At 50.8% G+C, this 25525-nt stretch carries 17 protein-coding genes; 4 read left to right on the plus strand and 13 right to left on the minus strand.

Annotated features, from left to right (window positions below; translation table 11 throughout):
- The first annotated feature begins 848 nt into the window (after nt 1-848).
- Entirely contained in the window at nt 849-4667 is a 3819-nt protein-coding gene (gene rne / locus LMG33818_RS01535; protein WP_442321592.1) for a ribonuclease E, read from the plus strand.
- Nucleotides 4668-4805: 138 nt separating this feature from the next.
- Entirely contained in the window at nt 4806-5090 is a 285-nt protein-coding gene (locus LMG33818_RS01540; protein ID WP_442321593.1) for a hypothetical protein, read from the plus strand.
- 300 nt (nt 5091-5390) lie between these two features.
- On the opposite strand, the gene murB is transcribed toward LMG33818_RS01540, so the two are convergent.
- The 11 genes from murB to LMG33818_RS01595 form a co-directional block, all read right to left on the minus strand.
- A complete protein-coding gene (gene murB, locus LMG33818_RS01545; protein ID WP_442321594.1) occupies nt 5391-6503 on the minus strand; it encodes a UDP-N-acetylmuramate dehydrogenase in 1113 nt (370 codons plus the stop codon).
- Nucleotides 6500-7000, minus strand: a complete 501-nt coding sequence (locus LMG33818_RS01550; protein WP_442321595.1) for a low molecular weight protein-tyrosine-phosphatase — start codon at nt 6998-7000, stop codon at nt 6500-6502. The genes murB and LMG33818_RS01550 overlap by 4 nt, the downstream gene beginning before the upstream one ends.
- Nucleotides 7001-7134: 134 nt before the next feature.
- The gene (gene kdsB, locus LMG33818_RS01555) at nt 7135-7980 is read right to left on the minus strand and encodes a 3-deoxy-manno-octulosonate cytidylyltransferase (protein WP_442321596.1); all 846 of its coding nucleotides are present in this window, start codon (nt 7978-7980) and stop codon (nt 7135-7137) included.
- Complete coding sequence (locus LMG33818_RS01560) at nt 7973-8188, minus strand: Trm112 family protein (RefSeq protein WP_442321597.1); 216 nt, start codon at nt 8186-8188, stop codon at nt 7973-7975. The genes kdsB and LMG33818_RS01560 overlap by 8 nt, the downstream gene beginning before the upstream one ends.
- 93 nt (nt 8189-8281) lie before the next feature.
- A complete protein-coding gene (lpxK, locus tag LMG33818_RS01565; RefSeq protein ID WP_442321598.1) occupies nt 8282-9316 on the minus strand; it encodes a tetraacyldisaccharide 4'-kinase in 1035 nt (344 codons plus the stop codon).
- Nucleotides 9313-11064 carry a lipid A export permease/ATP-binding protein MsbA gene (gene msbA / locus LMG33818_RS01570; RefSeq protein WP_442321599.1) on the minus strand — a complete coding sequence of 584 codons (1752 nt, stop codon included), beginning with the start codon at nt 11062-11064 and terminating at the stop codon, nt 9313-9315. The genes lpxK and msbA overlap by 4 nt, the downstream gene beginning before the upstream one ends.
- A gap of 50 nt (nt 11065-11114) precedes the next feature.
- Nucleotides 11115-13499, minus strand: coding sequence for a DNA internalization-related competence protein ComEC/Rec2 (locus LMG33818_RS01575; RefSeq protein ID WP_442321600.1), 2385 nt, complete (start codon nt 13497-13499; stop codon nt 11115-11117).
- A 650-nt stretch (nt 13500-14149) separates the two neighbouring features.
- A complete protein-coding gene (locus LMG33818_RS01580) occupies nt 14150-14830 on the minus strand; it encodes an ABC transporter ATP-binding protein (protein ID WP_442321601.1) in 681 nt (226 codons plus the stop codon).
- On the minus strand, nt 14823-16067 hold the full coding sequence (locus LMG33818_RS01585) for a lipoprotein-releasing ABC transporter permease subunit (RefSeq protein ID WP_442321602.1): 1245 nt from the start codon (nt 16065-16067) through the stop codon (nt 14823-14825). The genes LMG33818_RS01580 and LMG33818_RS01585 overlap by 8 nt, the downstream gene beginning before the upstream one ends.
- Before the next feature lie 323 nt (nt 16068-16390).
- On the minus strand, nt 16391-17428 hold the full coding sequence (locus LMG33818_RS01590) for a methionine synthase (RefSeq protein WP_442321603.1): 1038 nt from the start codon (nt 17426-17428) through the stop codon (nt 16391-16393).
- A 78-nt stretch (nt 17429-17506) separates the two neighbouring features.
- The gene (locus LMG33818_RS01595; protein WP_442321604.1) at nt 17507-18481 is read right to left on the minus strand and encodes a putative oxygenase MesX; all 975 of its coding nucleotides are present in this window, start codon (nt 18479-18481) and stop codon (nt 17507-17509) included.
- A 546-nt stretch (nt 18482-19027) separates the two neighbouring features.
- Between LMG33818_RS01595 and LMG33818_RS01600 the strand changes: the two genes are divergently transcribed.
- Entirely contained in the window at nt 19028-19930 is a 903-nt protein-coding gene (locus LMG33818_RS01600) for a DNA replication terminus site-binding protein (protein ID WP_442321605.1), read from the plus strand.
- Nucleotides 19931-20149: 219 nt separating this feature from the next.
- Here the strand turns inward: LMG33818_RS01600 and LMG33818_RS01605 are convergent, their stop codons facing one another.
- Nucleotides 20150-21073: an FAD:protein FMN transferase gene (locus tag LMG33818_RS01605; RefSeq protein ID WP_442321606.1), complete on the minus strand. Its 924-nt coding sequence runs from the start codon at nt 21071-21073 to the stop codon at nt 20150-20152.
- A 411-nt stretch (nt 21074-21484) separates the two neighbouring features.
- Nucleotides 21485-21667 carry a hypothetical protein gene (locus LMG33818_RS01610; RefSeq protein WP_442321607.1) on the minus strand — a complete coding sequence of 61 codons (183 nt, stop codon included), beginning with the start codon at nt 21665-21667 and terminating at the stop codon, nt 21485-21487.
- Nucleotides 21668-21938: 271 nt separating this feature from the next.
- Between LMG33818_RS01610 and mfd the strand changes: the two genes are divergently transcribed.
- A complete protein-coding gene (mfd, locus tag LMG33818_RS01615) occupies nt 21939-25424 on the plus strand; it encodes a transcription-repair coupling factor (protein ID WP_442321608.1) in 3486 nt (1161 codons plus the stop codon).
- The last annotated feature ends 101 nt before the right edge of the window (nt 25425-25525 follow it).

The following is a 25525-nucleotide window of genomic DNA, read 5'->3' on the forward strand; positions in this document are numbered from 1 at the left end:
CTGTAAAATTACCGCAGCAGATGGCAGCAAAAACTCACCACTCAGACCATTTGAAGGACAAACATACCTCTGAAAAAATGCCCTCATAGAGTTCAGTATTTCCATGAGCACAGCATACTCCGGTCAGATTTCTACCTTTAGCCCCCGTAGTTGAGGGCTAATACGGTGAAGCCACTATTGTAACGGAATTTAGCCTCGGTTAACCAATTGCTCAAACGCCCTTTTATTTGCTATATTTGATAGGCCTTGGTGGAAATACCGAGCAATGCCGGATATTTCCAAAGCGCCTGCCAAATCAATCACATGCGGGCCCGGCAACAGATACAAAGCGCACTTGGGCTACGCCCGGTACTGCTACGTAAAAGACCATGTTCATCAGGCAGTTTTGCCCTATCGAGTTTTACCGCGTTGATCGCGCCGTTTGGCTCACACGGCTGGATACCGTTTACCAGCATGTGCACGACCAAATGTCAGCAGAGGCAACCTTATGAACACATGGTACGCAGCAGGTATAACGTAGACACAGTGCAATATTGATAACCGGTTTCGATACGACGAAACTCATTTTACTACTCGTATCGGAGGCGGCGTCACGAATCACGAATGCCAGGTGTCTGGCGATGCACGTGAAACCGACACGCACATGCTGTCGCAACATGTTTCACTTTTCGCCCTGTACTCAACATGACTAACTTAGTACACCCTGTACCGTGCAGGAACGCGCGAACGCCCAATGTGGCCAGGCGCTTCCCACACACTTTAGGGCTACCAGCCAACATGCGCTGAGCACAACACAAAGCTAGCGGTTTGCCGACGCTGTCGCCGATGCGACTGGTCAGCGAGACAACATGAAAAGAATGCTCATCAACGCGACACAGCCCGAAGAGCTGCGTGTCGCACTGGTAGATGGACAGCGCCTTTACGATCTTGATATTGAATCTGGCGCACGTGAACAGAAAAAAGCCAACATCTATCGAGCCAAGATCACTCGACTCGAACCCAGTCTGGAAGCAGCGTTTGTCGATTTCGGCGCTGATCGCCACGGTTTTCTTCCGTTAAAGGAAATTGCCCGCGAGTACTTTATCAGGGAGCCCTCCTCCTCTGGGCGCCCGAACATCAAGGAAGTCCTTAAAGAAGGCCAGGAAGTCATCGTTCAGGTCGACAAGGAAGAACGAGGCAACAAGGGCGCTGCACTGACGACCTTTATCAGCCTTGCCGGACGTTTTCTGGTACTGATGCCCAACAATCCCCGCGCCGGTGGTATTTCACGTCGGATCGAAGGGGATGACCGCGCACAGCTGAAAGAAGCCATGAGCGATCTTCAGCTCCCTGAAAAAATGGGCGTCATTGTACGTACCGCAGGCATTGGGCGCTCTTCCGAAGAGCTGCAATGGGACCTCGACTATCTTGTACAGGTATGGGAAGCCATTACCGATGAGGCCAGCCGCAAGCCAGCGCCTTTCCTGATCTATCGTGAATCCAACGTGATTATCCGCGCGATGCGTGATTACTTACGTCAGGATATTGGCGAAGTACTGATCGATGGTGAAGAGGTCTACTCCGAAGCACAGGCCTTCGTCAAGCAGGTCATGCCAAGCTATCAGCAGAAGATCAAGCTCTATCAGGATGAAGTTCCCCTCTTCTCCCGCTTCCAGATTGAATCGCAAATCGAAACGGCATACCAGCGTGAAGTCAAACTTCCGTCAGGTGGCGCGATCGTTATCGACATCACGGAAGCACTGGTCTCCATTGATATCAACTCAGCGCGTGCAACCCGCGGCGGTGATATCGAAGAAACCGCTCTTCAGACCAACCTCGAAGCAGCTGATGAAATTGCACGCCAATTACGCTTGCGTGACTCCGGTGGCCTTGTCGTCATCGACTTTATTGACATGTCGCCATCAAAAAACCAGCGCGAAGTCGAAAACCGCATGCGCGATGCGCTGAAACTGGATCGAGCTCGCGTACAGGTGGGTCGCATCTCGCGCTTTGGGCTGATGGAAATGTCGCGCCAGCGCCTGCGTCCTTCATTGGGTGAAACCAGCGGTCATGTGTGTCCCCGTTGTAATGGTCAGGGGACCATCCGTGATGTGCGCTCCCTCTCCCTCTCCATTCTTCGTTTGATTGAAGAAGAGGCGATGAAAGACCGTAGCGCCCAGATCCGCGCGATTCTCCCCGTTCCTGTCGCGACTTATCTACTGAATGAAAAACGAAGCGCATTGGCAGATATCGAACGTCGTCAGGGTGTGCGCGTTGTTCTTCTTCCCGAACCGGAAATGGACACGCCTCACTACGATGTCCAACGCCTTCGTGACGACCAGCTGGAAGAAGATGACACCAGCAAGTCAAGCTTCGAATACGATACCCAGTACGAAGCCCCTGCACCTGAAAACAAAGTGGCAAAACTGGTGCCGCGCAGTGAAGCAGCCGTCAAGTCTGTTAATCACACCACGCCTGCCCCCACATCATTGACGAACAGTGATCTTTCTCAGGCATCCCAGGAGCGCCTCCAGGGTCAGGAAAGTGGTTTTATCTCTCGCTTCATGCGTAGTCTGGGTCGCATCATCGGCGGAGATAGCGGTGAATCAGGTAGTGACAATAGTCAGGATCACGCCTCGACATCGTCGCAGAATACGTCTCAGAAGCGTTCAGACGGCCGTTCGTCACGTCAGAGTAATGGCAGTGACAATGATGCGCGCAAATCACGCCGCCAAAACAACGATAACCGTACCTCTTCAAATACCGCCAATGAAGAGAAACGGCAGGATCGTCGCAGCAATAATCAGCAGCGCGCACACGAGTCTTCTGACAACAGTCAGGAGAATAATGACCGCAGCAGCAGTGATCGTAACAGCGGTGATCGCAACAACAACGATCGCAACAACAACGATCGTCGCCAACGTTCACAAAAACGTGACAACCAGCGTCAAAATCAGCGAAACGATAGTCGCCGTACTCGCCAGGATGCATCCCGTGGAGACAAATCCCAAGAGCAGACAGCTGACAATCAAAACCGGGAGCAGGGTAACAAGAGCCAGCCGGTAGAAAACAATGGGGAGCGCCAGCGCGTCGATTCGCAGCAAAAAAATGCGGACACCAGGCCTTCTCAGGATGCCCGTGGTGCCGAGAAGCCTCAGGAGAAAAAGGCTCGCGATCAACGTTCACAGGAACCAAATCGCTCGCAGCAAAACAGATCCGATCAGGAAAATGCAGTAGGCGATGACAAAACAGCTACTGCAGGCAATAGCCGTTCAGAAAGCACTCATGGGCAAGGGCAAAAACGTACGCGTAATAATCCACGCAAACGTAGCCGTACCCGTGCCCTGAATGAGCAAGCCGTTGCTGAACAGGAACGTTTGCAATCTGCCGAGGCCTCAGCTACCGATAACACCGCCAGCAAAGGGGCAAGTCAGGAAGCGTCCGAAGCATCTGATGCCAAGCCGAAAAGTGATCACCCATCAGAGTCGGCTGATGCGACTGCTTTCAACCAGCAAGCAACGGCCAATGCAGGGCAGCCGTCCACAAAGGGGCAAGCAACGCATACCCCAGTGGAGAGTAATAAGTCATTGGTTCATCAACCATCAGCGCCTTCAAAAGACGCGGCTTCCAGGTCTTCCAGCAACAAGGTTGCACGCGGTAATCGTGCTTTTGGGCGTGAAGCTGCCGAATCATCCCAGCGTGTAGTAGCCGCAAAGCAGAATGCGCCGGAGCAAACAGGGAACGAAGCCGCTAAAACCACGGCCGACATGCAACCGCACAAACGGAATGAAAAACCGTCGGTTAAAGTGAAGTCTGGTGAACCTTATGTGCCGTCCACTGGCGAAACATCGGCCAAAGCTGCCGAAAGGCATCAGGATACACAGGCAAGTAACGCTTCCAATGAGCAGGTTAAAGCCGCCCATACGCCTACATCCGATGCCGCTGTCGATTCCTCTGCAAAAGCGAAAAGTGATCAGGTTGAATCAGAGCAGAAACTTGAAGTGCCTGAAAAAACGCAACCTTCTACGCATGCAGCAAAGAAAAGGGAATCTCAGCAGAAGCCGGAGCACTCCCCTTTTGCCGATGACAGAAAAACGTCACCGGCCACTGTTCAACCATCTGATGAAAGCACCAACGTACCTGCCGTAGCAGCATCCAGTGCAGAGCGTACATCTGATGAAGTCAACAACAGTAAGTCGGCGCACTCTGTGCCTGGCAAAAAGGATACCGTCGAGCAACCGGCCGCCACGCACTCTGCCGACAAACAGCAGGGAGCAACACCTCAGGCAACCAAGGCGAGCCCGCAAACAGCCGCATCCGTCAAGGGTGTAGAAGCTAAAAGTGGAGAAGCTAAAGAGGTAGAAGCCAAGGGTGCGGGTGAAGTGGCTAAGGCGTCCGCCTCCAAATCAGCAGAAAAAGGCGACAAGCCTGCTGAGCCACAACTGGATCAGCGCACGTCTGCGCCTTTAGCGTCAACATCTGCCACGGCAGATTCAGCTAAGAAAGAGACGGCGGCCATTACCAAGACTCCGACGGATACTGTTCAGACAAAGGATGACGTGAAGGAAGCTCAGCCCAAGGCTGCTTCTGAAACACTGGATACCCCCCGCCGTCGCCGTAGTCGTGCACATAACGACCCGCGGGAACTTCGTCGTCGTCAATCCTCTGGTGATAACGAGCAGAAGTAAATTGCTGCACCATTGCCCATACATCAAAAGTGTGGGCAATAAGTGGGCAGAAAAACGAAACCCTCGGACATAATATCCGAGGGTTTTTTTATCATCTGCACAAAGTGAAATCATTCTTGAACTCAATCAGGAAAAATGATGAATCGCTATTTTCAGGAAGTATTAGACGCACATGCATTGATCCGCCATTGGCTTGGTCATTCAGATATATCAGTCAACGTCTGCGACAACTTATTGGAGCGTTTCAGCCCGGAATTTTCCATGGTGACACCTTCCGGAAACCAGCTGGATTACACCGCACTGGCTTCTTTTTTCCGAAACCAATGGGGTGCCAGAAAAGGGCTGGAGATAGAGATTGAGAACTTGCAGCTGATTACTGAAAGCCCCACAGGAGCAACGGTTACTTATCAGGAACGCCAATAACAGCCCGGGCTTGAGGCTAGCCTACGTTTTTCAACTGCCGTATTCGAAGTGGGAACCGACAGCAAAATCCTTTGGCGTCATTTACACGAAACAGCGCTTTAGAAATGTCCTGTTTGATGACACGCAGATAAACCCCGTAGAGCATTCAACAAAGATGTGAAATTTATAGGGGCGCCCTTGTTTATGAACCGCTAGTAAAGTTAAAAATACCGGTATTCAAGTATTTCTTTACAACTTGAACCATCTGGAAGAATGAAGTTTCATAATATTAGCCCTTTTGAACAAACTAGGGCATTGACCCTAGCCGATCGTTCTGGGTTCCCTCTCCAGTATGACACCGAAACGGGCCTCAACGCGCTGCACAATAAAATCGGAAAATTGGAGCAACTCTTCTACTGTTCCGCCGCCGAAGTGGACAACCACGAGTGCTTGTCGTTCATGTATCCCGAAGTGCCCTGATCGATACCCTTTCAGCCCACATTGGTCGATTAACCAGCCAGCTGCCAATTTCACACCATCAGGGGCCGGATAATGGGGAATGTGAGGATGTGCTTTTTCAATCTGCTGAAATCTTTCTTCATTGATCACAGGATTCTTGAAGAAGCTACCTGCATTGGCCAGCCTTTTGGGGTCCGGTAATTTGGATCGTCGAATTTCACTGACAGCCTCTACTATGGAATAGGGGTCTGTCGGATCCTTGACGCGCTCTTCCAAATCAGCATAGCCAAGCTTGGGTGCCGGTTCTGTAGACAAGCGGATCACCAATGTCGTGATAATCTTTTGACCACTGAAAGCCCCCTTGAAGATGCTGGAACGATATCCCAGCTCACAGGCCTCGGCTGAGAGCACCTGATGTTCACCGGAAGCCACATCTATGCAATGAACGGCTTCCAGTACATCAGAGAGTTCAACGCCATAAGCACCGATGTTCTGTACAGGAGCCGCGCCTGCGTTACCCGGTATCAGAGCCAGATTCTCAATACCCCAGAGCCCTTGTTGTGCCACGGTGACAACCAGGGAGGGCCAATCAACACCCGCCCCCACATGCAGTCGTATGGAAGAACTGACAGGCGAAACCGCCGCGTTGGAGGATGATGTTTTGACGGAAGAGGAACTGAATATGGGCGATAAATCATCGTCAGCAGTATCATTCCAGTCATGCAAAATGCCGTCGGCGACTTCCCATTGGCAATGTTGTCCTTGTGGAATAATGACAAACCCATCAATAGAGGAAGCCAGAATCACATTGCTGCCTTGCCCCAGCACATGGATTTGCAGCGAACGCATTCTCGCCCACTCCAAAACAGTTTGAAGCTCACGCAGGGTCGAAGGAAGTGCCAGATAACGTGCAATTGAAGGGAGCCTGAACGTATTTCGTTCCGTCAATGAGGCATTTTCTGTAATGATGCTCACGCGACTGACCAACCCTCTTTCTGTGCTATATAGCGCAAAAGTCCTTCGCACCCCTCTTCAACCAGGTCGAATACATGTTCGAAACCGCGTTTCCCCCCATAGTAGGGATCAGGAACAGGTTCTCCGGCATGAGCACCACCAAAATCCATCAGCATGGCTATCTTGCCACTGAAATCATTCGGCATTCTGGCTTCGATATCGGCCAGATTATCTTCATCCATGGCAATAATGTAATCGAATTGCTGGAAGTCTCGTGCACTAAGTGGCCGTGATCGCTGTCCGGAAATATCCATTCCACGCCGCTGGGCTTCCTGCCGGGCACGTCCATCCGGCGGTTCACCTTCGTGATAGCCGATGGTACCACTGGAATCAATATGAAAAAGATTCTCCAGCCCTTTACGCTCGACCAAATGGCGAAACACTCCTTCAGCAGTGGGCGAACGGCAAATATTGCCCATGCAAACGAACAGCACACCAATCGTATGGGAAGAAGACATTCAAACCTCTTTGATTACAACCCGTTGTAAGACTCGGGATAAGTTACCCCCGACAAACACATCGACCACCCACGGCCTGGTACGGAAACCCAATGCCATAGGTGTGAAAGAATACGAACCCGAGATATACAGCCCTAGCCCGATACAAAAATTCGACGTACGCGCTCAAGATCCTCCGGCGTATCAACTCCTGCCGGATACTCTCGAGGGGAAATAGCGACCTGAATACGGTGACCAAAATACAGGGCACGCAGTTGTTCGAGTTGCTCCTGCTGCTCGATACTCACCGCAGGCCAGTTAGCGTACTCTGACAAAAAAGAAGCACGATAGGCATATAAACCAACGTGTCTTAGCGCTCCAATTCGCCCTGAGCTGCTCTCACCCGCCACCAGTGACTGCCCCTTTTGCGGCCCCGTTTCGCCCCACTCATCACGCTGCCAGGGTATCGGCGCACGGGAAAAATAGAGCGCTTCATTGGCATGATTGACGACCAATTTCACAACGCTTGGCCGCATTAACTCAGTAGTCGATGTAATGGGTTCCGCCAGAGTAGAAATGGAAGCCCGCGGGTTGGCAGCAAGGCTGTCAGCGACCAAATCAATCAGTTCAGGTGGAAGTAATGGCTCATCGCCTTGCACATTGACAATACGTTTGGTTGAAGGCGCATCCAGTATCCTGACTGCTTCCGCCAATCGGGACGTTCCATTGGCGTGATGACTTGCCGTCATTACCACCTCGGCCCCAAAGTCATGGCATGCATCTGCAATAGTGTTACTCTCGGTCGCTACCACGACACGCTGGGCACCGGATTCACACGCTTGTTCCCAAACATGCTGAACCATGGGCTTCCCGGCAATTTGGGCAAGCGGTTTACCGGGTAATCGTGATGAGTCGTAACGTGTCGGGATGATGACCCAAAAGCCGTCATCATCCATAGACTCATTGGCCCCATCTGCCGAATATCCTGCCCGATTAGCCATTAAGGGACTCATGAGCCGGTACGGATTTACCGAGCTTTTCATCGGCACTCAGCTGGCGGGCTTCTTCAACCAGCATGACAGGAATCCCGTCACGGACAGGATAGGCAAGGCCGCTTAAACGGCACACGAGCTCTTCATGTTCACGATCATATTCAAGTGGCCCCTGACTCTGTGGGCATACCAGCATGGCCAATAATTCTTTGTCCATGAGAAACTCCTTTTCCAACACTGTTATTAGGTCTGTGGCATTATCGCGGATTACTGACGCGATGAATATATCTGGGGCCTCCATTCCGAATGATTAGGGAGATTCGGAAAATGGTAATGCCCCATGCGTTTTTATTGCATCAAGCCTGTCATCCAGCCAGTCAATGAAGAGCGCATCCGGTTGCAGACGAACATCCAACGCCCACAAGCAGGGATCACTCATTCTGACACATTTAATGGCATCCTTGGCCGTCATGACAATATCGCCATTATCGTCAAAGTGAAGATCACTTTCACTGAAATCATGATGATCAGGAAAGGTTTTTGGCATAAATTCAACGCCCAGCTCACTCAGTGTCTGAAAAAAACGTTGAGGATGACCGATCCCGGCTACCGCATGCGTGGGTGGCTTGAGTGGGATCGGACTCAGAGGGAATGTGTTATCGCTCATCAAAGACCTGAAATGTACGGGCGTAATCGCTGCATGAAAAAGGTTGGGATGAGTAAATACCGGCGGCTGTGTTGGGCCATTCACGATCACTGCGTCGACGGACTGAAGGCGACTCACAGGTTCTCGCAACGGGCCCTCCGGTAGGCATCGCTGGTTTCCCAATCCTCGTGCGCCGTCAATCACCACCAATTCAAGTGCTCTCTCCATGGCATAATGTTGCAGACCATCATCACTTACGACGATATCACAACCTTGATCGGCCAATAACGCAACAGCACGCGGGCGGTGAGGATCCACTGCGACAGGTACCCCTGTTTGCGCAGCCAACATGACCGGTTCATCACCTGCTTCAGATGGCGGAGTCGATGAGGTGACGCTTAACGGATAGTGTTTGGATGTTCCACCATAACCGCGGGATACAATACCCGGCTTCCAGCCTTTTTCACTAAGATGATTAACCAACCAGGCAGCCAGGGGAGACTTTCCTGTTCCCCCTACGGTGATATTACCGACCACAATCACTGGTACGCCGGTCGAACGCTGAGAATCGGTGCGCGTTTCATACGCAGTTCGCCGACGGTTGACCACAGCCCGGTAGAGGCTCTCCAACGGCCTCAAGACAACCAACCAGCGTGCCTTGGTATACCAGGCCTGCTGAATATAGTCCCCGAGGCTCATGACTCGATCTTGTCGTCACTGAACTGGATGCGATACAACGCTGCGTATGCCCCCTCTTTAGCCAGCAATTCGGTGTGTGTTCCCATTTCGACCAAACGTCCATGATCAAAAACAGCGATGCGATCGGCATTCTCAATCGTTGATAAGCGGTGTGCTATCACCAGCGTAGTTCGATTTTTGCGTACTTCTTCCAATGCGCTTTGAATGTAACGCTCGGATTCCGTATCCAGTGCCGAAGTAGCTTCGTCCAGAATCAATATCTGGGCATCTCGGTAGATGGCTCGAGCAATGGCCAGTCGCTGACGCTGCCCCCCAGACAACATGACACCATTGTCACCCACCAGAGAGTCATACCCATGAGGCAATTCACGAATGAATTCATCCGCGTAGGCGGCCTTGGCGGCAGCGATTACCCGCTCGCGTGAAGGGTGTTCCTCACCATAGGCAATGTTGTTCAAAATGGATGCATTGAATAACACGACCTGTTGACTTACCAATGATATCTGATGGCGTAGGGACTCCAACGTGTAATCGTTCACATTGACACCATCAATTTTAACGGCACCTTCCGTCACATTATAAAATCGCGGCAGCAGGCTGACCAATGTGGTCTTGCCACTGCCGGAACGGCCTACCAATGCCACCATCTCACCGGGTTTGACACTTAGATTGACATCATCAAGCACATCCTGCCTGCTGTCTTCATTGTAGCGAAAACTGACATGATCATAGGAGACTTCACCCTTGATTCGTGCAGGCGAATAGCTCCCGGAATCCAGCTCTTTAGGCGCATCGAGAATATCAAAAATCGATTCTGAGGCGGCCAGCCCTTTCTGAATCTGACCATTGATCTCGGTCAGTGATTTTACAGGTTTGATCAGCATGGAAGCCGCAAACAGGAAACCGGTGAATTCCCCGGGGGAGATATTACCTACCACGCCGGGGATCAACGCGAGCCAGACCATAAAGGCCATGGCAATAGCGACCAGTGTCTGAATCAACGGACTGGAAATGGCACTCGTCGTTGTCTGTTTCAGGTTTTGCCGACGCGTATTCTCACTGACTTTGCTGAAGCGCTTGATTTCATATGCTTCAGCACCGTGAATGCGAACCACACGGGAGGCCCCCAACACCTCGGATGCGACATGTGTGACATCCCCGACGGCCCGCTGGATCCTGCGGGATAAATGGCGCAGGCGCCGCCCGGCAAAGGTCACAATAATACCTATGAAAGGGGTAATACAGATAAAGATCAGCGACAGCCGCCAATTGGTCCAGAATAAATAGATGGAAAGCCCAATGACCGTTAGGCCCTCACGAAGAATGGTCGTCAATGAATTGGTGACCGCATTGGTGACCTGTTCCACCTGATAGGTGACCCGTGAAATCAAGTGACCTGAAGAATTGTGATCAAAAAAGGTATTTGGCATTTTCAGCAAATTGCTGAAAACATCCATTCTCAACCGGTAAACAACCTTGCCGCCAACGTAATCCATGAAGTAGGTACCCAGAAAAGTACCAATGCCGCGAATGATGAAAATAACGATAAAGATAAGCGGCATCATATTACGGAATTGCACAGTCGGATGAGCAATGCCATCAATCATTTCATGGAGCGCCTGCGCAATCCATGCACTGGCCGTGGCATACAACACATAGCCTAGCAAGGACAGCATAAATGGCTTCCAATAAGGTCGTACGTACGTAAGCAAGCGGCGATAAAGGGCCCTACTAGACGTTTCTTTCACAGTGTCTCCCGGGGTCGAAAAATCGTCGAAAAACGTGATCAATCATGATGTTAACCGCTGGATGATACCTTAAGACATGCCTGCCTGATACCGGCAGAAACATGTTCAGGCGAGATTAAGGCCTGCTGCCCCTTGATCTTCAGCGTAATGGCACCATCCAACGCAGTACTCCATTGACACTCGGTAAAATCATTTATTCGCCGAACAACCGATTGTGCAGGGTGCCCGTACTGATTAAGAAAACCGGCACTATGCACCACATGATGAGGCTGTATCCGCGTTAGAAAAGAGTGGGTAGATGAGGTGCGGCTCCCATGATGTCCACTCACCAGCAACAACAAAGAGGACGGCATCTCATCGAAAAAGCGCAGTAATTGCTTTTCTACCCATGCATCAGCATCACCGGGGATCAAAATCCGATGTTGACCAGCGCTTATCAGCAAAATACAGGAACGCTGATTTTCACTGACATTCTTCATTATAAACGTACTCGGCCACAGTAGCCTGAACTCAATATTATCCCATGTCCACTGTTGGCCCGCTCGACAGGTTTTCCACTGTTCAGGTAGTGGCAAAGAGGCCAGATTTGGCATACTAACGGTGGGCATAAATTCACTGCTCCTGAAAGCATCCTGGTTTTTACGTATCGAATGATAATTGCCAGAGGCAGATGGTCGCGTAAAACTCTGAATTGAAGGAGCCATCCATTCCATGATCTGATGCCTTTCCATCAAAATGGGAACACCCCCCGAGTGGTCCAAATCAGCATGACTAACGATGACCTTGTCGAATGTTTGCGAAGCCCGCCATAGTCGACTGATGGGTGTATCACCAGAGTAAAAACGTGGGCCTGTATCGTAGAGCAAACGATGTGTTGCCGTGCGGATATCAACCAGTTGACCCTGGCCGACATCATGAACACGAAGAATAAGCTCCCCGTCTGACAGCGATTCCCGTTTAACACCAAAGGCCATCATGGGCAGCAAGGCTATGCCTAATACTGCGCGATAACGTAGTCTGAAACCGGGAACAAGCCAGATACTGCCCAATAAGATCAGTCCCACCGCCAAAGCAATACGCCGTTCATCGGGGATAGGTATGGCAGGAAGCCACGACACGGTGAGCGTTAACCAATACTCGAACAAGGCAACCGCACACTTGAAGCCCCACCAGATGGGCCATGAGCCAACCCCATGAAAAATAAATTCCAATAGCGTGCCCACCAATGCCAACGGGAGCATCACCATCGTTACCCAGGGAATCGCCAGTAAATTGGCGATCAACGATGCCGGCATCCACTGTCCAAAGAAAAGCAAAACAACGCCATCCATAATCAACCCAAGTGTGAGTTGGGTCTGGATGAGCGCCCATGGGCCACTGCGTTTTTTGCGCCAACGCCAGCCGACCAACAGCGTCAGGACTGCAATAAATGAAAGCCATAATCCGGGACGAAAAAGGGTTAGAGGGTCCACCATCACAATAGTACCCAATGCTATCCATAAAGCGGCATAAACCCCCATGGGATAATGATGCGTGTAAGCCCACCCCACTGCCAACATCATGATCCACGCGCGCTCAGCAGCCGGGCCACTGCCGGACAGGGTGACATACCCTGCCCCGATGCCCAAAGCAGGCCACCAGGGCCAACATGCCAATCGCCAACGATAAGGTCTGACCATTCTCCAGCATAAAGAGATCAATCGAACACAGCCCAGCACCAAAAAACCGATATGCATTCCTGATACAACGACCAAATGCACTGTGCCACTATCATTCAGCATGCGCCAATCTTCCGGGGTAAACACTGTCGTTTCACCCAGTACCAATCCCCGCACCCAACGCTCCGCACTCGCAGGTGCCAAACGCGCGGATAAACGCTCACCCACCCAACGATGTAATGTAAAACGCGGGCTACTCTGCAATACAGGTGTGGGCGCTAAACGCACCTTGCCAACAGCACCGATAGCATTAGGTAAAAAAATATCGGTAGCGGGAAAAGGTGAAGGATTACGCCGGCTGTGGGGTGCCTGTATTCGGGCCTGAAAAGCCCACACCTCCCCCTCGTGAAGATCAGGCGGGTTTGCCCAGCCCACTTTGACACGTACCAAGTGATCACAGTCGGGAAGTGTTTGCTCGACTGGGCGGCATTGCTCAACACGGAAAAGGATTGAAGCGAAGCGATCTTTCAAACTGATCCTTTCAATCCGCCCCGTCATCATGACGTCTTGCCGATTCAATCCGAAAGGAAGTTGATAATTCAACGCATGCGTCATGCTGCACCACGATGCGAGCGCAATAATAGCCAATACGCCCCCTTTCCAGCCCAACAAAACGAAAGCGCCCAACGTAGCACCACCCGCCAGCGCACTCATCAACGCCACCCCATTGTGTGTGAGAGGAAGACACGCTGTCAGGGTACCGGTAAAAACAGCCATGCAAAAAAACACCGGCCCAAAAGAGACGGCTTTCAGCAGTGGTGGGTGAATTTCTGTGTTCTTTCCCTTTAAAAGAAAAGGCGCGCGAACAGCGTTAACCCCATCGTGTTGGAAATAACGGGAGAGCTTCACACCTAAACACATTATGAAGGGCAACATCATAGTGGTCTTCCAGAAAATACACGCCACTATAATTTCGGCATCACGATATATTTCTTGAGGGAAATCAGTGTGTTCCCCCTATCAATTCAGCTGCAATTCAGGCTTTGAATCAATAAAACGATAGGAATAGAAGTTCAATACGTAAAACAAGGCAGGCTGCACAGACCATACCGATGGCAAGGCTGCATAAAAACCATTTAGGAGGGAAACCACTGAAATATGCGTGAGGAATATACTTGAGAAAGGTCCTCAAAAGACTGGTCACCCTCCCTGAAAAATGCGAAACCTGGGCAATCCGAAAAATGAAAAAGGCCAACCCTAAGGTCAGCCTTGCTTTCCGTGCCATTTGTTGAATCCAGCACTCTAATAGCCCGAGACAAACAATACACTTAAATACAATACACTTAAATACAATACACTGAAGTGAAGCAGCCCCGTGGCATCAACAGCTGGATTAATTCGAGTGTATCAGACAGGAACTTCATACATCATGCAGGATGCAACTTCCCTTCTGTCAACTTGAGCGTACGATCCTGATGTGAAGCAATTCGAGGATCATGCGTGACAATGACAAACGCACACCGACTTTTTTCGGAAATATCATCCAGCATATCAAGGATGCGCGCAGCGGTAGTCTGATCCAGATTACCTGTAGGCTCATCCATAAGTACGAGGCTAGGCTCGGTGACCAACGCACGGGCAATAGCCACACGCTGACGCTCGCCCCCTGAGAGTTCACCTGGCTTATGCGCACCTCGCTCTGCCATACCGACCTGTTCGAGCAATCTTGCGGCTTTCTTCCCGGCTTCCTGCCGTGTCTGCCCTCGAATAATCAGAGGCATGGCCACATTCTCCTGCGCAGTGAATTCGGCCAGCAGGTGGTGAAACTGGTAAACAAAACCAATATGTTCGTTGCGAAAACGGCCAAGTTTGGCCTCATTCAGCTTCGCCAGCGTGGTGTTGGCAACAATGACCTCACCGGATGTCGGCGCATCCAGCCCACCCAGCAAGTTCAACAAGGTGGTTTTACCCGAACCCGAGCTGCCGATGATGGCAACACGTTCTCCCGCACATACGCGGAGTTCGAGATCATCCAGTACCGTCAGGTTAACCGGGCCTTCCTTGTATACCCGCGAGATACCGCGGCACTCCAGCATGATATCACTCATAACGCAGCACCTCCGCCGGACGTACACGCGAAGCGCGCCATGCCGGATAGAGGGTGGAGAGGAAACTCAGCACAAAGGCCGTTGCAATAATGGTGATCAAATCCGAACCTTCCAGACGCGAGGGTAGATAATCAATGAAGTAAACATTGGGGTTGAGGAACTGGATGCCAAATACCGCCTGAATCCAGTTGATGATATCAGAGATCGACAGGGCCAGGATGACACCGATAATGACACCCAACAGGATACCGATCAGCCCTATGGCAATCCCCTGCACCATGAAGATGCCCATGATCGTTCGGGGCGTCGCACCCAACGTGCGCAGGATTGCAATATCAGCACGCTTGTCTGTTACCACCATGACCAGTGTAGACACGATGTTGAATGCTGCCACGGCCACAATCACCGTCAGCAACAGGCCCATCATGTTTTTTTCCATCTGGATCGCCTGAAAGAGATTGCCCTGGGTATACGTCCAATCCGTACCGTAATAGTTATCAGGCAGATGGTTAATGATATTGGCCATGACCTGATGGGCAAGAAACAGATTGTCCAGTTTCAGGCGAATGCCCTGCGGATGGTGGAGCTGCGCCATGGCTTCCATGTCCTTCAGGTTACCGTAGGCCAGTGAACCATCCAGCTGAGCCCCTACACTGAAGATGCCTGATACCGTGAAGGTGCGCATCCGTGGGAATACCCCACCCGGTGTAACGGACGCCTGCGGCACCAGCAACGTTACCTTCGAGCCGATGCCCACATTGAGATTACGGGCCAACTCTCCACCCAATACAATATTCCAACTATGGGGAGTCAGATCCTTGAGCGAACCGGCTACCATGTGTTGACCAATAATCGACACCTTATCTTCAAGAGAAGGGTCAATACCGGTTACCTGTACCCCTGCGCTGGAACCGGACGCCGCCAACATGCCCTGTTGTTGCACATAAGGCGCGGTGGCAACAACATGGGGATACTTTTCAAGTTCACTGGAGAAATGCTGCCAATCAGCAATACCATCACCATCTTCCTGCTGGATTTGCGCATGGGGCACCATCCCGAGGATACGGTGCTGCAGCTCGTGATCAAAACCATTCATGACTGAAAGCACAAGAATCAGAACGGCAACCCCGAGTGTCAACCCGAGCATGGATGTCATGGAGATGAATGAAATGAAGTGATTTCGCCGCTTCGCCCTTGTGTAGCGAAGCCCTATCAAAAACGGAATGCGATCCAGCATGCGTGTCTTTTCCTGCAAGGGATATTTCAAGCCGACTACCGAAGGCTCGTGAATGGGTCAAACGGATATCATCAACTGATTCAGTGACACTCTTAAAGACACCCTCAAGAGGCGTCGGTTCCGCTGTGATGATGCATCACGCAACCATACCGCCACCTCAAGTGCCATCATGAAGACCGCGCATCAGGATGGGGGCGCCGTAAAGACCCTCCACATGGTACGTATTTTTATGCTTCCCTGCAGCCTTAAATACCCAAACATAGTAATTTTCAGCTATTCATAAGGGAAAAGAGCGGAAAATTACAGCCCGGCAAGCTTCGCCGTTAGGCATTGGACACGAGTTCATCCCGAATAATAGCTGCGCCTTCACAGAGCGCTTCCAGTTTTCGACGAGCCACATTGCGTGGCAAGGGAGCCATGCCACAATTGGTAGAGGGATAGAGCTTGTCGGCATCTACAAATTCAAGCGCTTTACGCAGCGTCTCAGCCACTTCTTCAGGTTGCTCTATTTCGTGCGTGGCAACATCAATAGCGCCCACCATAACTTTTTTACCACGAATGAGTTCGATCAACTCCATGGGCACATGCGAGTTTTGACACTCGAGTGACACAATACCGATGTTGGATTCCCTCAATTTGGGAAATACCGATTCATACTGACGCCACTCCCCACCCAATGTTTTTTTCCAATCCGTATTGGCTTTGATTCCGTAGCCATAACAGATATGAATAGCGGTTTCACAACGAAGCCCTTCGATGGCTCTCTCCAGTGTGGCGATTCCCCAATCATTGACCTCATCGAAAAACACGTTATAGGCCGGTTCATCAAATTGGATGATATCAACGCCTGCCGCTTCCAATTCGCGGGCTTCTTCATTAAGGATACGGGCGAACTCCCAGGCCAGCTTTTCACGACTTTTATAATAGCCATCATACAAGGTATCAACCATCGTCATCGGCCCGGGGAGTGCCCATTTAATGGGTTGTCGTGTTTGTTGGCGCAAGAAGCGCGCGTCATCTACAAAAACAGGATGCTGGCGACGCACTTCGCCCAGGACAGAAGGCACACTGGCGTCATAACGATTACGGATTTTGACTGTTTCGCGTTTCTCGAAATCAACACCTTCGAGATGTTCGATGAAGGTGGTCACGAAATGCTGTCTTGATTGCTCACCGTCACTCACAATATCCAAACCGGCCCATTGCTGTTCATGTAGTGACAACCGCAATGCATCATGAACGCCCTCTACAAGGGAATCACCCTTCAGTTTCCATGGCGACCATAGCTGCTCAGGTTCAGCCAGCCACGATGGCTTTGGCAGACTACCCGCGGTAGAGGTAGGTAATAATGTGTGTTCCATGACATCCCCTATTGGTTTATTTGATCAGCATGAATAAATAACCATGGCTTGTGGGTTACTACTCATAGCCATTGGCCGTTACCTGGACATCCATTCATCAAGAACATGCCTGTAAGGCGTAATAAAGTGCTCATCGACAAACCTTCCTTGTTCGACGCCCAATCGATCCCGTTCTTCCCGATCATAAATAATGCGGGTCAGTGAGTAATCGGTCAGATTCAATCTCGGCTTGAATATCCTGGGAGCGCTGGAATTGGCATTGTAGATTTCAGGACGATAAATTTTCTGGAAAGTATCCATGGTGCTAATGGTGCTGATCAGCTCCAATAGGGAGTAATCATTCAGTAGATCACCCTCATGATAAAAGGCAAGCGGGGCCCTACTCTCCGGCGGCATGAAATAACGTACGGATAATCCCATCCTGTGGAAATATTCATCCGTCAGTGAATAGTCATCCTGAATATACTCAGTACCCAATACGGGATGATACGTATTCGTCCCACGATATGTTTTATTGCTCGAAACACTAATGCAAATAATGGGCGGTTTGCTGAAATTGGAGGTGTAAGCGGGCGAATGAATGAAATGTTGAAAAAGCTTCCCGTGAAGGTCACCAAAACCCTCAGGCACTGTGCTCCCCGCGTCACCAAGATGATGCTCATGCAATCGAATACTGAAATCGTAATCGCGTACATAGGAAGAAAAACTGTTCCCTGTTACACCTTCAATGTGCCGACCTTTTTCATAGTCAACAATGGTGGTATTCAGGATTTCAATCAAAGGAATCGGCACATCATTGTGTTTGTCGCCCAGTTTCAGTTCAGCCGAAATAATGTCCAGCTCAACTGAATAGCGTGTTCCCAGCGGGTTATCCCAATGGGCCAGCGCATTAAACCGGCGATTGATCATCTGCAATGTGTTTCGCAGGTTCTCCTGACGCTGATCTCCCCTCGCCAGATTCGCGAAGTTGGTAGTGAGCCGTGTACTTGCAGAAGGCTGATAATGCTCATCGAAACGAATACGTTTTATCGAAAAGGAAAACTCATCATTCATGGGTGTATACCCTCCTGACAGAAAGTTGAATTGAGGGCTGAGACCAGTGATATTGATTGAAGCGCCCCCTTCCATCACTGAATAAATCTCCAAATATCGATCGCATCCATATAGGGTCGTATGAATGGCCGCGCGCAGTAATACCCGTCAGTACCAACCACGATGAGTGGTTTTGGTAATAGATCCCGGCGTGATCATGACGATCAATTGGCTGGCAGAACTTTAATAATGTCTTTTCCAGAGAATTGGGAGACGCTCAGGTATCAAATGATTATCAGGGCATACAAAATATGTGTAAAACTCATTTTTATTGATTTGAAAATGAATTTAACTCATGCAAATGCATGGAGCGCATGATCATGGTGTGAAGTGCTAAAAACGCGTCGGATCCTTGGATAGCTACTGCTGAGACTGTGGTGGGAAATTGAATAACAGGGGGATAGAGCCAATGGCAGCTTTAACACGATAACGGTATACTTTAATACATAAGGTACTGTATATTAAATCAGTACATACATATCATCACTTTTCTCGCAGGAAGCCACCATGTCTGAATATCAGCTGCTCGCCGCCATGGAACATGCATTTGACCATGTCGTTGAAGCCAGTCTTGCGCTGGTTGACGCGTACGATCCAACGCGCTTCCCTTTATGGACGTTACGTGATCAGGGCATGATAGACCCCGCAATGGCCAAAGAATGGTTAATGCAGGCACTGACGGACTATTGGTATCAGGACGGACAGGATGGCCGTACCACTCGCCCTTACATCGGATTGATCGCGGGAGATGAAACACTCATGGCACGCGTAAGGGAGGTCAACCAACATAAAAAGGCGCTATCTTCCGTGATTAGTCAAATACGCGAACACCATCCTTCGAGAATGAGTGAAATAAAGGCGACGCTCCCTTTCAGGCATCCATTACTACATGATCATATGATGGGCGCCGGACTTGCCCGTTTGCATTTGAAACAGTGTTGGCGCCATATCCCTGTCGCGCCCGCACCGGTGGATCGAGTTCGCTTCGCCTGGTACACCAGTGGTCGTTCAATCAAAAAACTCAACGTGGCAGAGGTAGATGAAATGCTGTCCGCTTTCGATGCAGATGCTTCACATATTCGAATACAACGCCAAACGCTCGCCTCTTTACCCACCGATGAACCCCTGGCACAAATTCAGGCACAGGCACCGCTCATGCGCGCCAACCTGTTTTATACAGACCCCCTTGAGGATGGACGAACCCGGCAGGCTATGAATGTATCGTTACCGCTGTTTGTACCGGCACGTCACTCTTCCAAAGGAATAGTATTGCCCCAATGCAACCTCCCCCCAACAGCACCCAAACCAAAGCGGACACGTGCTCAGCGCAGCGATGCACAAATCGAGGATGATCCCATCATCCCAAGCCTGCGTATACATCGTTACCGTCGGCTCCCCTCTGAAAATTAAACATCAAGCCATGTCCTGTACTTATAGGTGACTCTGGAAAGGTTTTGCGAATGGAAAGGTTTTGCGAATGAAAGGGTAATGCATGAAAAACTCATGAAAAGCACATAAAATGCTTTGCTGGAACCGCAAAATCTTAGCTCTCAACAATTGAAGACCATGACTTGAGAGGCGCAAACGTCAGAAAGGGTATTGGCAACGTGCGCAGACGCATGAAGAAACTTACTGAGAACCGTTTGCCCAGCGGACCTGCCATCCACGCGCAAGGGCGAGCTTGCGCCCTGCTGAAGTAGCAAGCCGGGAAAGAACTTCTTGCTGCAACGCACCCGCTTCGCCCGACATACTGACTATCCAGAAATGGTCACCACTCACGTTTTCACCATGAAGAAGCGCCTGATTCTGCAATGTCAGCCTATCACCATTTCCGAGAGTGAACGTCCGCGATTGATTCCCCACCATAATGATTCCGCCAATTTCCAGCCAAAAGTGCGATATGCCTTGAGACTCCAGCAGATGAACCAGTGTATCAGCTCGCAATCCATTAACAGCAGCAACCAGATTCAAACGAAATGGCGCAAGGGGAATGGCGTGATTTCCCAGATAGAGCAAGGCATGCGCAGGCGGAAGCGCAGACATGTGACGTACTGATTGGCGATGGAGATCAACATTTGTGGGGACAGCCTGTGAAGAGAGTACCATCTTGGCGCTACCAGAAGTTTGCAGGGTCCACGAGGGCAATAAGGGTGCCGTTTCCGGTCGCAAATAGGGCGTAAATGCGCCTTGTGAAAGACGTTGTGCTTTCATCAATTGACACAACACGTGTGAAAGTGCAGATGGAATAGCAACAGATGACAACAAGGGCGCATGCGACAGCCGACTGACGTCACTGTCAGGCCGCAAGGGTGAGAGCTGTTGATCCAGCGAATCAAGGCGTTCGCTGATCATTTTGCCGAGCGCATCCAGCCGGGAAGAGGCATGGGACTTTCCCAATGATACATGATAACCAGTATCGTCCGTCACGCCAGCCAGGTAGTGATCAACAGAGCCCGGTGAGGACCATTGCACGCCTGCCAGCAGCGCACATCCAACCACAAGGTTGGAGAGACACAGACCAACGAATGTTTTACCTGCGGGTGCTACTGCCACAACGATGCCCTTATAAGCTGCCTGACCATTTGTTCATGCCCTTCTATCAGGTGTATTGAGCGCTTGTTCGAAAAAAGAACAACATCGAGTACCTACGCATTTGATTATCCTTATGATACAGACCCGCAGGATATCGTACCGATTCAGGCACGATCGCCACCGCTATTATTCTTCATCGTCACAAATAATTACAGAACCCTTAAGTTTAATTTCAGTCAATAGCATCCAGCAGACCACTCATTACCTATCCGTAAACCTGTATCCCACACATTTGTTCAGGGAATCAGGGGTAGCCATGAACATTGAAATAACAGGCTGCCGTGACATTATCAGAGAGTGATCAGGGCCCGATACGCTTCTATCCGGGCATGAGACTGAAAGACAAGGTACACTATTTCCGTCAGTACCCTGCTATTCGCTCCGGCAATGTAGCAATACGGTAAATGTGGCAATACGGTAACGGTGACCGTGTTCAACCAAACGACGCAATACTGCAGCACGATACGCTATCAGTTGATCACGGCTATGGTGCTTGCTTATGCGGTCCTGAGCAATGACTTGAAACCCGGCGCACTCGGCCCCATTAGAACTCAAGCACTGAAACCACAGATGTCATTGATATATTTCTGCACACGCCCCTGACGCATCACCCCCAGCCCGGTAGCGTGTCAACCACAAGCCGCATGGCAATAGCGGACGTACTTGCTGCAACGCAACACGCAAATAAAAGTATGCACCCCATGCTTCTCTTAATAAAATGGTACTCAATCTCGTAAGGTTTCGTCACCCTCAGGCATTACAAGGAACATCTCTTTTCAACTTTGTGGCCTGAGTTTCACAGAATTCAATTGTAATCATGAGCCCCATGTCAGAGACCAGATCCAACAGGACATCCCCGTTTACCCCCACGGCTGCATCCAATGCGGATCAGGTGTGTTACTGGCAACAGCCCATCGGCAGTAGTGAGGCCCTCGCACTGGTCAATCTGGCTGCCTATCAGAAAAGCAGCCTTCTAGTAATCACGCCGGACTCCTCCACAGCCCAGCGACTCGAAGCCGAACTCAAGGTTTTTGCGCATGAGGGGCAAGAGGTTTTCGCCTTCCCCGATTGGGAAACACTCCCCTACGACAGCTTTTCGCCTCACCGCGACATTGTCTCGACACGTTTGAGGATCCTGCGCAACTTGCAGCAGCAGGAAAACGCCATTGTATTGGTTCCCGTAAATACCCTGATGCAGCGCTTGCCGCCACCGGATTACGTGGCTATCCATGCTCTACGATTGGGACTGGGAGATCAATTGGACCGCGAGCGCTTTCGTGAACAGCTCGCGCGCAGCGGCTATCGAGCCGTCGAGACTGTCATCGAGCCGGGGGAATATGCGTTCCGCGGAGCGCTGATCGATCTGTTCCCAATGGGAAGCCCGCAGCCATTACGCATTGATCTGTTTGACGACGAAATCGATACCTTACGTACCTTCGATCCTGAAACCCAGCGTTCACAGGACAAGGTGAATGAAATCGAGTTGTTACCCGCCCATGAATATCCGCTAACACCGGATGCCATCGCACGCTTCAGGGAGTCATTCGAGACCACCTTTGACGTTGACCCACGTCGCTCCCCTCTTTACATCGATGCTTTGGCGGGGATACCGTCCCCGGGGCTGGAACAGTATCTGCCTCTCTTTTTTGAAGAGACATCGACCCTGTTCGACTATTTTTCATCATCATTACGCGTGGTATTGGGGGCAGATGTCCATGAAAATGCAGAACGCCATTGGATATCCATTACATCACGTTATGAGAATCTGGGCGTTGATCCAACCCGTCCTTTGCTTCCACCTCACAAAGCATTCGTTCCTGTCGCCGAGCTTTTTGCCGCTGTAAAACAATTCCCCCGGGTTCAGATTGATCGTGAAGAACGTAGCCATCAAACCCACTTTGCAACTGACAAACTGCCGCAAGTGATTATCAATGGGCGCAGTGATCAGCCACTGCGTCAGTTGGGACAGGTAGTTGAGGAAACTCTCCAACACGACTATCGCCTGTTATTCATGGCAGAAACACGTGGCCGGCGCGAGTCTCTGGAAGAGACGCTGACACCACTGCAAGTCCCCCTGATACCGGCGGAGGATTGGGCGGCATTCCTGAAAGCGGATGCGAGCGTCATGATTTGTGCAGGGCCCTTGGCCGAAGGGATGAAGCTACCCAATGACCACATCATGGTCATCACGGAAAATGAGCTCTTCGGGGATGTCGTGCGTCAACGCCGTCGTCAGACCAAACCGACTGACGATAATGAGATGATGATTCGTGACCTTTCCGAGTTAAGGGAGGGTGCACCGGTCGTTCATCAGGCGCATGGTGTTGGCCGTTATCTCGGGCTTGAAATGATCGAAGCGGGTGGCCAGAAGGCCGAGTTCCTCGCACTTGAATACGCCAATAATGCAAAACTCTATGTCCCCATCGACTCACTGGATCAGATTTCACGTTATAACGGCGCATCGGATGAACATGCACCATTAAACAAACTCGGCAGTGACCAGTGGGAAAAATCGCGCAAGAAGGCCGCCGAGCGAATTCGCGATACCGCCGCAGAATTGCTGGATGTGTATGCACGCCGTGAAGCGCGCGAAGGCTTTGCCTGTTTGCCCCCGGATGAGCACTATCAGCGCTTTGCGGCCGCGTTCCCGTTTGAAGAAACGCCCGACCAGCAGCTCGCCATTACCGCCGTGATCGAGGATATGACTTCGCCTCGCCCAATGGACCGCGTCGTGTGCGGGGATGTCGGCTTTGGTAAAACCGAAGTGGCCATGCGTGCCGCATTTCTTGCCGTCAATTCAGGGCGTCAGGTGGCTGTGCTGGTGCCAACAACGCTGCTCGCACAACAGCATTACGATAACTTCAAGGACCGCTTTGCTGACAGCGCGATCAATATCGACCTGCTCTCGCGTTTCAACACCGGTAAATCGCAGGAACAGGCCATTGAGCGTATTCGGGAAGGTAAAACGGATATTGTTATTGGTACTCACAAGTTGTTGGGCCGCTCAATTGAGTTCGGCAACCTGGGTCTTGTGATTATTGATGAAGAGCACCGCTTTGGCGTCAATCAGAAAGAGCGCCTGAAGGCCATGCGTGCTGAGGTGGATATCCTCACAATGACGGCGACTCCCATTCCCCGTACGCTCTCGATGGCGATGAGCGGCATGCGGGATCTCTCTATAATTGCCACTCCCCCGGCCAAGCGTCTAGCGGTAAAAACGTTTGTTCAGCAGCGCAACGATGGCATTCTTCAGGAAGCCATTTTGCGTGAAATTTTGCGTGGTGGGCAGGTCTACTACCTTCACAATGAAGTAAAGAATATTCAGGCGGCGGCAGAGCGTATTCAGGAGCTCGTTCCCGATGCACGTGTGGGTGTTGCGCACGGGCAGCTGGCCGAACGCTCCCTTGAACGGGTCATGAGTGATTTCTATCACAAGCGCTTTAATCTGTTGGTATGTTCGACCATCATCGAAACCGGTATCGACGTTCCGAGTGCCAACACGATTATTATTGAACGCGCCGATAAGTTCGGTTTGGCACAGTTGCATCAGCTACGTGGGCGCGTGGGTCGTTCGCACCATCAGGCCTATGCGTATCTGTTGACACCGCCCCCCAAACAAATCACCAGTGACGCCCGCAAGCGTCTCGAAGCCCTTACGCAATCCGATACACTGGGCGCAGGCTTTAATCTGGCAAGCCACGATCTTGAAATCCGTGGTGCGGGTGAATTGTTGGGTGAAGAGCAAAGTGGCCAGATCGAGTCCATCGGATATGGGCTTTATATGGAGATGCTTGACCGTGCGGTGAAGGCTATTCGCAGTGGTAAAACACCCAATCTTGAAGCTCCGATTAGCGAAGGCGTTGAAATTGGTCTGGGCTTGCCAGCGTTGATTCCTGACGACTATATGCCGGACGTACAACAGCGTTTAGTGATGTACAAGCGGATTAGCAGTGCCAAATCAGATGCCGGGTTGCGTGAGCTTCAGGTTGAAATGATCGATCGATTTGGCCTCCTGCCCGATTCTGTCAAAAACCTGTTTCGGCAGGCAAAACTTCGGCCCATTGCAGAACGCCTGGGCATTACACGAATTGAGGCAGGAGAAGAACGTGGGCGTATTATCTTTGGTGATCGCCCTGCTATCGATCCCATGTCACTGGTCAAACTGATTCAGAAAGATCCAGCCCATTACCGCCTGGATGGAGCGCAAACGCTACGTTTTAACGGGGAAATGTCAGCACCGGAAGACCGTTTTACCACAGTTGAAAAATTGCTGGACCATTTGCATAAAAACCGGATTGAACGTGATGGATAAGTGAACGCTGCATGCTTGTTTGAGTCAGCAGCAATCATCCTTCCTTTTGGTTTGTTTATATAAAAAGAGGGCGCCGCTTCAGGCGGCGCCCTCTTTTTCAT

This window comes from Cernens ardua, assembly GCF_051251085.1.
GTDB lineage: Bacteria > Pseudomonadota > Gammaproteobacteria > Pseudomonadales > Halomonadaceae > Cernens > Cernens ardua.